Source organism: Micromonospora haikouensis (genome assembly GCF_000876225.1).
Classification (GTDB): domain Bacteria; phylum Actinomycetota; class Actinomycetes; order Mycobacteriales; family Micromonosporaceae; genus Micromonospora; species Micromonospora haikouensis.
On record NZ_JXSX01000003.1, the window covers coordinates 11,497 to 23,992 of the forward strand.

Genomic DNA, 12,496 nt, shown 5'->3' on the forward strand with positions numbered 1-12,496 from the left:
GCCCCGACTGGTCAGTCGGCCTTCCCCCGCCGGTCATCCGGGCCGCCGCGGCAGCACACCTGCCCCCGGTACACCACTGGTGACCAACTTCCCGTGGAGGGGACAGATGACTTCTCTCGACCGACGTACCCTGCTGCGCGCCGGCCTCGCGACCGGGGCGGGCCTGGCCGGCGGCGCCCTGTTCGGCGCGGCCGGCGCCCAGGCCACCGGTGCCGGGGCGACCCCGCCGGCCGGCGCGCCCGCCTGGCGGCCCTCCGGCCGGCCCGTGCTCACCCACGGCGTGCAGAGCGGCGACGTCACGGCCGACTCGGCGCTGGTGTGGACCCGCGCCGACCGGCCGGGCCGGATGTGGGTGGAGGTGAGCCGCCGGCCCGACCTGCGCGGCGCGCGGCTGCTGCGCGGCCCGGTGCTCGACCCGTCCGCCGATTACACCGGCCGGGTGCGGGTGCGCGGCCTGCCGTGCGGCGAGCGGCTGCACTACCGGGTGTCGGTGGAGAGCCTGGACCGGCACGGGGTACGCAGCGAGCCGCTGGTCGGCTCGTTCGCCACCGCGCCCGGCGCGCACGGCCGGCGGGGCGTGCGGTTCGTCTGGACCGGCGACATCGCCGGGCAGGGGTGGGGGATCGCCCCCGACTTCGGCGGGATGCGGATCTTCCAGGCGATGCGGTCCGTCCGCCCAGACTTCTTCCTGTGCAGCGGCGACACCGTGTACGCCGACGGGCCGCTCGCCGAGACGGTGACGCTGCCCGACGGCCGGATCTGGCGCAACCTGGTCACCCCGGAGAAGAGCAAGGTCGCCGAGACCCTCGCCGAGTACCGGGGGCAGTTCGCGTACAACCTGCTCGACGAGCACCTGCGCGCGTTCGTCGCCGAGGTGCCGCAGGTCAACCAGTGGGACGACCACGAGGTGACCAACAACTGGTACCCCGGCGAGGTCCTGGCCGACGCCCGGTACACCGAGCAGCGGGTGGACGTGCTCGCCGCGCGGGCCCGGCAGGCGTTCGGCGAGTGGCTGCCGGTGCCGGCGGGCGGGCCGCTGTACCGGAAGCTGTCGTACGGGCCGCTGCTGGACGTGTTCGTGCTGGACATGCGCACCTACAAGGACCCCAACGACGGCAACACGTACGCCGACCCGTTGCGCGGCCTGCTCGGCCGGGAGCAGCGGGAGTGGCTGGTCCGGGAGCTGAAGCGGTCCCGGGCGACGTGGAAGGTGATCGCCAACGACCTGCCGATCGGCCTGGTGGTGCCGGACGGGTCGGCGCAGGAGGGCGTGGCGCAGGGCGACCCCGGCGCGCCCGCCGGGCGGGAGCTGGAGTTCGCCGAGGTGCTGGGCTCGGCGCACCGGGCCGGGGTGACCGGGATCGTGTTCCTCACGGCCGACGTGCACTACACGGCGGCGCACCACTACGACCCGGCGCGGGCGGCGGTGGCGGACTTCACCCCGTTCTGGGAGTTCGTCTCGGGGCCGGCGCACGCGGGCGCGTTCGGGCCGAACGCCCTGGACGGCACGTTCGGCCCGAAGGCGGTATTCGTCAACGCCCCGCCGCGGGCGAACACGTCGCCGGCCGAGGGCTTCCAGCACTTCGGCGAGGTGGCCATCGACGGGGAGTCGGGCGCGTTCACGGTGCACCTGCGCGACCGCGACGGGGCGTCGCTCTGGACCACCACCCTGCCCGCCCCGGGCCGCTGACCTGATCCTGACCCGATCCCGGGCGGTTGCCGTCGCGCGCGGACGGCAACCGCCCAGGGCCGAGCGGGGCGCGGTTAAGTCGGCGGCGGGCGCCGTCGCCGATCGCGTATCCTTGACCCTCAGTAAGGCGACGACCCGGCCATCACCGGTGAGCCTCCGGAAGAACAGCCGGCGCAACCCGGCCCAGTAGAACCGGACGGGTCCGGCCCGTCACAGCCGGCAACGAGCGGGCGGTCGATCCTGGCCGCCAAGCGGGGTGGTACCGCGGGCCTGCCCCGGGGCGCCGGTGACGGCGTACCGGAGGAGGGCTCGTCCTCGCAGACCCACACGTGAGTGAGCTGCGCGAGGAGAGCGACCCCCGATGGCCTATCCGTTGCACGACCCGACCGCCGCCGGCGTCCCGGCGAGCCCCGACCTGCCCGCGGTCGAGCGCCGGGTGCTGGAGCACTGGGCGGCCGACAAGACCTTCGAGGCGTCCGTCGAGGCCCGCCCCGCCGGGGACGACGGCAAGAACGAGTACGTCTTCTACGACGGCCCGCCGTTCGCCAACGGCCTGCCGCACTACGGCCACCTCTTCACCGGGTACGTCAAGGACGCGGTGCCCCGCTACCAGACCATGCGCGGCCGGCACGTCGAGCGGCGCTTCGGCTGGGACTGCCACGGCCTGCCCGCCGAGGTCGTCGCCGAGAAGCAGCTCGGCATCACCAGCAAGGCGGAGATCCTCGACCTCGGCGTGGCCCGGTTCAACGAGGCGTGCCGCACCTCGGTGCTGGAGTTCACCCAGGACTGGGAGCGGTACGTCACCCGGCAGGCCCGCTGGGTCGACTTCGCCAACGACTACAAGACCCTCGACCTGGACTACATGGAAAGCGTCATGTGGGCCTTCAAGACCCTGCACGACAAGGGCCTGGTCTACGAGGGCTTCCGGGTGCTGGCGTACTGCTGGCGGTGCGAGACCCCGCTGTCGAACACCGAGACCCGGATGGACGACGTCTACAAGGACCGGCACGACCCCACGCTGACCGTGTGGTTCGAGCTGACCGCCGACGACGCCGCCCCCGAGCTGCTGCGCGGGCCGGTCCGGCTGGGCGTGTGGACCACCACGCCGTGGACGCTGCCGTCGAACCTGGCGCTCGCCGTCGGCCCCGACATCGAGTACGCGGTGCTGGAGCGCGACGGCTCCCGCTACGTCGTGGGCGCGGCGCGGCTGGGCGCGTACGCGAAGGAGCTGGAGGGGTACGAGCAGGTTGGCACCGTGTACGGCCGCGACCTGGTCGGGCGCCGCTATACCCCGCTGTACGACTTCCTCGTCTCCCGGGCCGGCGAGAACGCGTACCAGGTGCTCGGGGCGGAGTTCGTCACCACCGAGGACGGCACCGGGATCGTCCACCTCGCCCCCGCCTTCGGCGAGGACGACCAGAACGTCTGCAACGCCGCCGGCATCCCGACCGTCGTCACCGTCGACGACCACACCCGGTTCACCGCGCTCGTGCCGCCGTACCAGGGCGAGCAGGTCTTCGACGTCAACAAGCCGGTGATCCGGGAGCTGAAGGAGCGGGGGGTGGTGCTGCGGCAGGACACCTACACCCACTCCTACCCGCACTGCTGGCGCTGCGACACCCCGCTGGTCTACAAGGCGGTGTCGTCGTGGTTCGTGGCGGTGACGCAGTTCAAGGACCGGATGGTCGAGCTGAACCAGCAGATCAACTGGACGCCGGGGCACATCAAGGACGGCTCGTTCGGCAAGTGGCTGGCCAACGCCCGGGACTGGTCGATCAGCCGCAACCGGTTCTGGGGCTCGCCGATCCCGGTGTGGAAGTCCGACGACCCGAACTACCCGCGCCTCGACGTCTACGGGTCGCTGGACGAGATCGAGCGGGACTTCGGCGTACGCCTGACCGACCTGCACCGGCCGGCGGTCGACGACCTGGTGCGCCCCAACCCGGACGACCCGACCGGGCGCTCGACGATGCGCCGGGTGCCGGAGGTGCTGGACTGCTGGTTCGAGTCCGGCTCGATGCCGTTCGCGCAGGTGCACTACCCGTTCGAGAACCGCGACTGGTTCGAGCACCACTACCCGGGCGACTTCATCGTCGAGTACATCGGGCAGACCCGCGGCTGGTTCTACACCATGCACGTGCTGGCCACGGCGCTGTTCGACCGGCCGGCGTTCCGCAACTGCCTCAGCCACGGCATCCTGCTCGGCTCCGACGGGCGCAAGATGTCCAAGAGCCTGCGCAACTACCCGGACGTCTACCACGTCTTCGACTCGTACGGCTCCGACGCGATGCGCTGGATGCTGATGTCGTCGCCGGTGCTGCGCGGCGGGGACATGCCGGTCACCGAGGGGTCGATCCGCGACGCCGTCCGGCAGGTGCTGCTGCCGCTGTGGAACGTGTGGTACTTCTTCTCGCTCTACGCCAACGCCGACGGGTACACGGCGCGGCGGCGGGTGGACTCCACCCACCTGCTCGACCGGTACGTGCTGGCGAAGACCAACGAGCTGGTCGCCACGGCGCAGGCGCAGCTCGACTCGTACGACATCTCGGGGGCCTGCGCGACGGTCCGGTCGTTCCTCGACGCGCTGACCAACTGGTACGTCCGCCGGTCCCGCGACCGGTTCTGGTCCGGCGACGCCGACGCGTTCGACACGCTCTGGACGGTGCTGGAGACGCTGTGCCGGGTGGTGGCGCCGCTGGCGCCGCTGACCGCCGAGGAGATCTGGCGCGGCCTCACCGGCGAGCGGTCGGTGCACCTGACCGACTGGCCGGCGGCCGAGGAGTTCCCCGCCGACCACGACCTCGTCGCGGCGATGGACGCCGTCCGGGACGTCTGCTCGGCGGCGCTGTCGTTGCGGAAGGCCAAGGGGCTGCGGGTGCGGCTGCCGCTGTCGAAGCTGACCGTGGCCTCGCCGGTGGCGGCGCAGCTGCGGCCGTTCGCCGACCTGGTCGCCGACGAGGTCAACGTGAAGGTCGTGGAGTTCTCCGAGGAGGTCACCAGCTACTGCCAGCAGGTGCTGACCGTGGTGCCCCGGGCGCTCGGGCCCCGCGTCGGCAAGCAGGTGCAGCAGGTGATCAAGGCGGTCAAGGCGGGCGAGTGGGAGCTGGTCGACGGCGCCCCCGTCGCCGCCGGGGTCACCCTCGCCGAGGGCGAGTACGAGCTGCGCCTGGTCGCCGCCGACGCCGAGCACTCCGCGCCGCTGCCCGGCGGCGAGGGCGTGGTCGTGCTCGACACGGAGGTCACCCCGGAGTTGGCCGCCGAGGGGCTGGCCCGCGACGTGGTGCGGGTGGTGCAGCAGGCCCGCCGCGACGCCGACCTGGACGTGTCGGACCGGATCGCGCTGACGCTGTCGGCCTCGGCGGAGGTCCGGGCGGCGGTGGCGGCGTACCGGGACTTCGTGGCCCGCGAGGTGCTCGCCGACTCGATCGAGGTGGTGGCGGAGGACGCCGACCTCGCCGACCGGGCCGGCCGAGCCGGATTCGCCGGCGAGGTCGGCGACGGCGACCGCGTGACGGCCGCGGTGCGCCGCGCCTGAGATGTGCGGAGGGGCCCCTGTCAACGCTTTCTGTATAGGAGGGGCCCCTCCTAACTGCCCCGGGCCGCGTCGCGCGACGGCCGTGGGGCGGGGCCGGCCATCCGACCGGTCGCGGCGGCCACGGAGCGGGCGCGGCGGCGACCCGTGCGGGCGGGCTCGACAGCGTCGGCTAACGTGACAACACCCGTGCCAGTACGACCGCCGGTATCGGCCCGACCGCTGGTTACCGGCCCGACCGGCCGTCACCGCACGGCCGCCTGTCCCAGCACGACCCCGGAGGACCAGTGCCGCTGCTCTACACCATCGGCAAGCTCACCGTGGCACCCACGCTCCGGTTGGCGTTCCGACCGACCGTGGAGGGGCTCGAGCACATCCCGGAGACCGGGGGCGCGATCTTCGCCGGCAACCACCTCTCGGTCGCCGACGAGCTGTTCCTCGGCACGGTCGTGCCCCGGCACCTGGCGTTCTGGGCGAAGTCGGAATACTTCAAGGGCACCGGCGTGAAGGGTGCCTTCTCCAAGTTCGTGCTCACCGGCCTGGGGGCGATCCCCGTCGAGCGGGCCGGCGGCCGGGCCGCGCTGTCCGCGTTCGACGCGGCGATCCCGGCCCTGCGGGGCGGCGACCTGGTCGCCGTCTACCCGGAGGGGACCCGCTCGCCCGACGGGCGGCTCTACCGGGGGCGCACCGGCGCCGCCCGGCTGGCCGTAGCGGCCGGCGTGCCGATCATCCCGGTCGGCATGATCGGCACCGACAAGGCCCAGCCGATCGGCGCCCGGGTGCCCCGGCCGGGCAAGTCGAAGATCATCGTCCGGTTCGGCAAGCCACTGGACTTCACCGGCCGCCCCGACGACCGGACGTCGCTGCGCGAGATGACCGACGAGCTGATGAGCGAGATCCAGAAGCTCACCGGCCAGGAGTACGTCCCGCGCTACGCCCCGCCGCGCGCCAACGCGCCGGTCGCCGGCGAGCCCCCGGCCGGGGCCTGACCCGCCCGAGCGCCCAGGTCGCGCCGTGCCTACGGGCCGTTCCCAAGGGGCGGGTCGTTTCTCCGGGGCGGATTGAGTCCACGGGGTAGGTCGTCACGGCGCGTCGTTGCCGCGGCGGCGTTCCTGCGCCACGACCCGGTCGACGTCCGCGAGGCGGTCCAGCTGCTTCATCGTGCGGGCCATCCGGGCGTTCGCCGGGATCCGGTCCCGGTTGCGGTCCAGGAATGCCCAGTACCCCGCCGTGTACGGGCACGCGTCCGCGCCGAGACGCTTCCGCGGGTCGTACCGGCAGCCGCCGCAGTAGTCGCTCATCCGGTTGACGTACGCGCCGCCGGAGACGTACGGCTTGGTGGTCATCCGGCCCAGGTCGGCGTACTGGCTCATGCCGACCACGTTGGCGGTCATCACCCACTCGTAGCCGTCCACGAAGCGGGTGTGGAACCACTCCACCAGCTCGGCCGGGCGCCAGCCGCGTTGCAGGGCGTAGTTGCCGAGCACCATCAACCGGGGGATGTGGTGCACCCAGCCGTGGTCGCGCACCCCGGCCAGCACGTCCGACAGGCAGTGCGCCTGCACCGCGTCGGCGTCCAGCTCCTGAAACCAGCCGGGCACCGGGCGGCGGGCCGCGAGCGCGTTGCTGCGCTGCCAGCCGGCGTCGAAGTGCCAGTACAGGTGCCAGACGAAGTCCCGCCAGCCCAGGACCTGCCGCACGAAGCCCTCCACGCTGGCCAGCGGCGCGCCCTGGCTCCGGTACGCCTTCTCCGCGCCCCGGACCGCGTCGAGGGGGTCGAGCAGGCCGAGGTTGAACGAGGAGGAGAGCATGCTGTGCGCCAGCCACGGGTCGGTGGAGAGCATCGCGTCCTCGTACGGGCCGAAGGCCGGCAGCCGGTGCCGCAGGAAGTGGCGCAGCCGGGCCTGGGCCTCCTTCGTGGTGGCCGGGAAGCGCCGTGGCCCGTCCCGGCCGACGAACCGGATGCCCTCCCGCTCCCAGCGGTCGAGGTCGGCGCGGACCTCGGCGTCGATGTCGTCCTCCTTCGGCACCGGCGCGGCGGGGACGGCGAGCTTGCCGTCCTTCGGCGGCGGCTCCCGGTTCTCGACGTCCAGGCTCCACCGGCCGCCGACCGGCTCGTCGCCGTCGACCAGCACCCGGTGGTGCTCGCGGGCGAACCGGTAGAACGCCTCCATCCGCAGCGCGCCGCGCCGCCCGTCGGCCCACTCGGCGAAGTCGTCCAGGCTGGTGACGAAGCCGCGCGGCGGCAGCACGGTCACCCCGTCCCGCCGCCGGACGAACTCCAGGGCCCGGCGCGAGGTGGGATGACACACCTCGACCGGCTCGCGGACCTTGCGTAGCCCCTCCGCGTACGTCTCGGTGCGCAGGTAGGTGGCCTGCGCGCCGAGTTCGGCCGCGCGGTGGCGCAGCGCGGAGAGGATCAGGTGCGCCTTCTGCCGGTGGTAGACGCGGCGGCGGAAGACCGCCTTCGACTCGATCAGCAGGACCGGCTGGCGGCGGTCGTCGAGGAAGTGCGGCCCCAGCTGATCGGCGAAGAGCCAACGCCGCGGCATGCCCCGATTGTGGCCCGGGTCGGCCGCCGTCCGGCCCGGAAGCCGGAAAATCCGAGCACCCGAGACCACCGGCGCGGACCCGCCGCCCGCCGTCCGCTGGTCCGCCTCCCGCCGGTCGCCGTCCGCCGTCCGTCGCCCGGGCGACGGACAGCGCAGGATCCTGGACAGTTCTCGTACGGAGCGGACGACAACTGTCCAGGAATCCGGGCGCCGGCCGGGCGGGGCGCGTCACGTCGCGCTGGAGCCCACCTGTTCCGGGGTGATGATTTGCTCGCGCATCTCGTCGAGCAGCCGGGCGCTGTCGTCCACGGAGAGCTGGGTGAAGATCCCGGTGGTGAGGCTGCCGTGGTCGACCGAGGTGCAGACCACGACGGCGGTGGCGTCGAGCGCGCCGACGGCGCAGCGGGCGAACCGCCCCCGGACGTCGGTGTCGACCACCTGCGGATCGCCGAGCTGGTATCGCGGCTTGAGCCGGGTCAGTTCGTCGTCCGCGTCGCTCTCGGGGGTCAACCGGAAGCCGGTGCCGCCGAACACGACGACGGGCTTGCCGGCCGACGAGGCGTACACGCCGGCGAAGGTGTCCTCGGCCAGCAGGTGCGCCTCGCGCGTCTCGGCCTCGAGCTGGTTCGCGGTGGCCTTGCTGCGGGCGTCCTCGCGTAGCGACAGGTCGGCGATCTGCGCAGGCAGCGCCGCCTTCGCCGGATACTGCTCCCACATCGGCTTCACCCAGTACGCCGGGCAGCCGCAGCAGCAGGCGATGCTCAGCAGCAGCACCCAAGGCCAGCGCCGCCGACGTCGGCGGGGGGCCTTCGGCGCGGGCGGGGGAGGGGCGGGCCGGCGTTTTTGCGGAGGCGGTGGGGGCGGTGCCACCGGGCGAGCCGCAGGCGGGGGTGACACCTGTCGGGCCGGCGGAGGCGACACCTGCCGGGCGGGTGCCGGCGGCAGCGGCCGGGCCATGGGCGGTGGGGCGGACCGGGGGGCCGGCGGTGGGCTGACGGGTCGGGCCGCGGGCGACACGGGCCGGGCCGGCTGCGGCGGGGTCACCGGGTGGGACGCCGCCGGGGTGCCGCGACCGACGACGGGCGCCGAGCCGGCCGCCGGCCCCGGGTACTGCCGGGTGGGTGGCGTCGCGGGGTACGGCGTGGTCGGCGGCAGCGGGGGCAGTTCAGCGGCGTGCAGGTCCCAACTGCCGGTGTCCACGCCGGCCCACGGGTCCACCGGAACCTGGCTCTCCGGGGGCGGCAGCGGCCCGTGCCCGACCGGTGCGGGCGGGGTCGGGGGCGGCGAGGAAGGAGGCGGAGCGGGAGAGGGCGGAGGGGGAGGCGGACTGAACTCGGCGGACTCGCCCCAGCTCCGCTTGCGCGGGGCCGGGGGCGGGACCGACGCGGAACCGCTCCAGCGGGGCGCGGGCGGCTCGGCGGCGGCGGGGTCGACGGTCGTCCGGTCCGGGCGCGGGTCCAGCTTCGTCGCGTCCGGGCGCGCGGCGGGTTTCGGCGCGTCCGGGCCGGCGTCCAGCCTCGTGGCGTCCGGGCGCGCGTCGATCTTCGTCGGGTCCGGGGTGGGGGTCGGCCTGGTGGCTTCGGCGCGGTCCGGGACGGAAGCCGGCGAGGCCACACCGGCCCGGCCGAGCGCGGGCTGTCGTGGTGTGGGCTCGACCCGGGTGGGGTCGAGGCCGGACCGGGGCGGAAGGCCGGACCGCGGCGGCGGAGCGGAGCCGACCGGTCGGGGTGGGGCCGCCGGCGCGGGAGGTGCCTCGTTGCCCAGGGCAGTCTCGGCCCGGGTGGGCTCGACCCGGGTGGGCTCCGGCCCCGGTGACGACGCGGACTCCGGCAGGGCGTCCGCGACCGGGACGGTCGCGTCGGCGGCCCCGCCGTCGGGGAGCGCGGTGGTCCTGGTCGCGTCGGGGGCCTGGTCAGCCGTGACGCCGGTCGCCTCCGGGTGGCCTCCCGTCGAACGGTCGCCGGCCGTCGCGGCTCCGCCGGCCGTCGCGCGGTCGGCGGCCGACGTGCCCCCGCCGGCCGACGTGCCTCCGCCGGCCGTCGTGTCGTCGGCCGCCGTCGGTTTGGTCGCCGCCGTTTCCCTGGTCGCCGGCTCGGCGGTAGGGATCTGCGCGGCGTCGGCCGGCCCGGCAGGCGTGGTGGCGGCCCGCTCAGCGCAGGCAGGCCCGGCGTCGGCTGGCGCGGCGTCGGCCGGCCTGGGCTGCTCGGCGTCGGCCCGCTCGGCAGGCTCTGCCTCGACAGGCCCGGTGCCGGCCGGTGCGGCGTCTGCAGGCTCGGCGGGGCCGTGCGGGGCCGGTGCGACGGGCGATGGTACGGGGGAGGGGGCCGTCTCTCCGGCGACCGCCGGGCCCTGGTCCTGGTCGACGGCCGGGGTGCCCCCGTCGGCCGGTCGATCTGCTCCCGGCTGCGGGTGCGGCATCGCGGCAATCTCCTCTCGCGCCGGTCCGAGGTTAGTACCGGCGTGCCACCGGCGGCGATCCGCCCACGTCCGGGGCGACCGTAGCCAGGCTCGCGGCACGCTTGCCCACGCTGCGCCCCGGGAGATCCGGCAGCGGTGACCGGGCCGGCCTCGGGATCGGACGTTCTTCCGGCTGGGGCCGGGCGGGCGCGGTGGGCGCGACGCGGCGGCCGGCGGGCGGACGCGTACCCTTGGGCATCATGAGCGTTCCGTCCACCACGCCGCGTCCCGCCGTGGAGCCGTCGATCTGGCCCCGTCTGGAGCCGCTGCTGCCCCAGGTGACCAAGCCCATCCAGTACGTCGGTGGCGAGCTGGGCGCGGTGGTCAAGGGCTGGGACGCGGCGGCCGTGCGCTGGGCGCTGATGTATCCCGACGCGTACGAGGTGGGCCTGCCCAACCAGGGCGTGCAGATCCTCTACGAGGTGCTCAACGAGCTGCCGGACGTGCTGGCCGAGCGGACGTACGCGGTCTGGCCCGACCTGGAGAAGCTGATGCGCGCCCACGGCGTGCCGCAGTTCACCGTCGACGCCCACCGCTCGGTGCGCGACTTCGACGTGTTCGGCGTCTCGTTCTCCACCGAGCTGGGCTACACCAACCTGCTCACCGCGATCGACCTGGCGGGCATTCCGCTGCTGGCGGCCGACCGCACCGACGCCGACCCGGTCATCGTGGCCGGCGGGCACGCCGCGTTCAACCCGGAGCCGATCGCCGACTTCGTCGACGCCGCCGTGCTCGGCGACGGCGAGGAGGCCGTCCTGGAGATCACGGCGATCGTCCGGGAGTGGAAGGCCGAGGGCTCCCCGGGCGGCCGGGACGAGCTGCTGCTGCGGCTGGCCCGCACGGAGAGCGTCTACGTGCCGCGCTTCTACGACGTGGACTACCTGCCCGACGGCCGGATCCAGCGGGTGGTGCCGAACCGGGCGGACGTGCCGTTCCGGGTGCACAAGCGCACGACGATGGACCTGGACGCCTGGCCGTACCCGAAGAAGCCCCTGGTCCCGTTGGCCGAGACGGTCCACGAGCGGTACGCGGTGGAGATCTTCCGGGGGTGCACCCGGGGTTGCCGGTTCTGCCAGGCCGGCATGATCACCCGGCCGGTGCGGGAGCGGTCCATCACGACGGTGGGGCAGATGGTGCAGCAGGGGCTGGAGTTCTCCGGCTTCCACGAGGTGGGCCTGCTGTCGCTGTCGTCGGCCGACCACTCGGAGATCGGCGACATGTGCTCGGGCCTGGCCGAGCAGTACGCCGGCACCAACGTGTCGCTGTCGCTGCCGTCGACGCGGGTGGACGCGTTCAACATCGACCTGGCGCAGGAGCTGTCGCGCAACGGCCGGCGCACCGGTCTGACCTTCGCCCCCGAGGGCGGGTCGGAGCGGATCCGCAAGGTCATCAACAAGATGGTGTCGAAGGAAGACCTGATCCGCACCGTCGTCACCGCGTACACCAACGGCTGGCGGCAGGTGAAGCTCTACTTCATGTGCGGCCTGCCCACCGAGACCGACGCCGACGTCCTGGAGATCGCGGACATGGCGCACGAGGTGATCCGGGCGGGCCGGGCCGCCACCGGCAGCAAGGACATCCGCTGCACGGTCTCGATCGGCGGGTTCGTGCCGAAGCCGCACACCCCGTTCCAGTGGGCGGCGATGGAGCGACCGGAGGTCATCGACCACCGGCTGCGGCTGCTCAAGCAGGCGATCAACGCCGACCGGTCGCTCGGCCGGGCGATCGGCTTCCGCTACCACGACGGCGAGCCGTCGCTGATCGAGGGACTGCTCAGCCGGGGCGACCGCCGGGTCGGCGCGGTCATCCGGCGGGTGTGGGAGAACGGTGGCCGGTTCGACGGCTGGAGCGAGCACTTCTCGTACCAGCGGTGGGTGGACGCCGCGGCCGAGGTGCTGCCGGCCTTCGGCGTGGACCTCGACTGGTACACCACCCGCCAGCGCGACGAGCTGGAGGTCCTGCCCTGGGACCACCTGGACTCGGGCCTGGACAAGGACTGGCTCTGGCAGGACTGGCAGGACGCCCTGTCCGAGTACGAGCAGGACGACTGCCGGTGGACCCCGTGCTTCGACTGCGGCGTCTGCCCGTCGATGGACACCGAGATCCAGATCGGCCCCACGGGCAGGAAGCTGCTCCCACTGACCCCGGTCAACGGTGCCGGGCTGCGGATTCCCGCCCCCACCCCGCAGTGATCCCCCCGCGCGGCATGATCAACCGATCCGAGGAGCACGACGATCAGTAGGAAACCACAGCCGGAGGGCGGGC

General features: G+C 73.9%; 6 protein-coding genes. 4 read left to right on the plus strand and 2 right to left on the minus strand.

What is annotated here, in order from left to right; genetic code table 11:
• The first annotated feature begins 106 nt into the window (after positions 1-106).
• The 3 genes from TK50_RS21710 to TK50_RS21720 all read left to right on the plus strand — a co-directional run bounded on the left by TK50_RS21710 (position 107) and on the right by TK50_RS21720 (position 6,211).
• Entirely contained in the window at positions 107-1,690 is a 1,584-nt protein-coding gene (locus TK50_RS21710; protein ID WP_043966710.1) for an alkaline phosphatase D family protein, read from the plus strand.
• Between the two features lie 361 nt (positions 1,691-2,051).
• Complete coding sequence (ileS, locus tag TK50_RS21715; RefSeq protein WP_043966712.1) at positions 2,052-5,225, plus strand: isoleucine--tRNA ligase; 3,174 nt, start codon at positions 2,052-2,054, stop codon at positions 5,223-5,225.
• A 284-nt stretch (positions 5,226-5,509) separates the two neighbouring features.
• On the plus strand, positions 5,510-6,211 hold the full coding sequence (locus tag TK50_RS21720) for a lysophospholipid acyltransferase family protein (RefSeq protein ID WP_043966714.1): 702 nt from the start codon (positions 5,510-5,512) through the stop codon (positions 6,209-6,211).
• A 93-nt stretch (positions 6,212-6,304) separates the two neighbouring features.
• On the opposite strand, the gene TK50_RS21725 is transcribed toward TK50_RS21720, so the two are convergent.
• Together TK50_RS21725 and TK50_RS21730 are read right to left on the minus strand one after the other, a co-directional pair.
• Positions 6,305-7,774, minus strand: a complete 1,470-nt coding sequence (locus tag TK50_RS21725) for a cryptochrome/photolyase family protein (protein WP_043966716.1) — start codon at positions 7,772-7,774, stop codon at positions 6,305-6,307.
• A gap of 228 nt (positions 7,775-8,002) precedes the next feature.
• The gene (locus TK50_RS21730; RefSeq protein WP_043966718.1) at positions 8,003-8,548 is read right to left on the minus strand and encodes a hypothetical protein; all 546 of its coding nucleotides are present in this window, start codon (positions 8,546-8,548) and stop codon (positions 8,003-8,005) included.
• 1,883 nt (positions 8,549-10,431) lie between these two features.
• Here TK50_RS21730 and TK50_RS21735 point away from each other — a divergent pair.
• On the plus strand, positions 10,432-12,423 hold the full coding sequence (locus TK50_RS21735; protein ID WP_043969217.1) for a TIGR03960 family B12-binding radical SAM protein: 1,992 nt from the start codon (positions 10,432-10,434) through the stop codon (positions 12,421-12,423).
• Positions 12,424-12,496: the final 73 nt, after the last annotated feature.

What these genes read in the sequence shown, in the direction of transcription:
- TK50_RS21710 (WP_043966710.1), top strand. Translation starts at nt 107, where the DNA reads ATGACTTCTCTCGACCGACGTACCCTGCTGCGCGCCGGCCTCGCGACC.
- ileS (WP_043966712.1), top strand. Translation starts at nt 2,052, where the DNA reads ATGGCCTATCCGTTGCACGACCCGACCGCCGCCGGCGTCCCGGCGAGC.
- TK50_RS21725 (WP_043966716.1), bottom strand. Translation starts at nt 7,774, where the DNA reads ATGCCGCGGCGTTGGCTCTTCGCCGATCAGCTGGGGCCGCACTTCCTC.
- TK50_RS21735 (WP_043969217.1), top strand. Translation starts at nt 10,432, where the DNA reads ATGAGCGTTCCGTCCACCACGCCGCGTCCCGCCGTGGAGCCGTCGATC.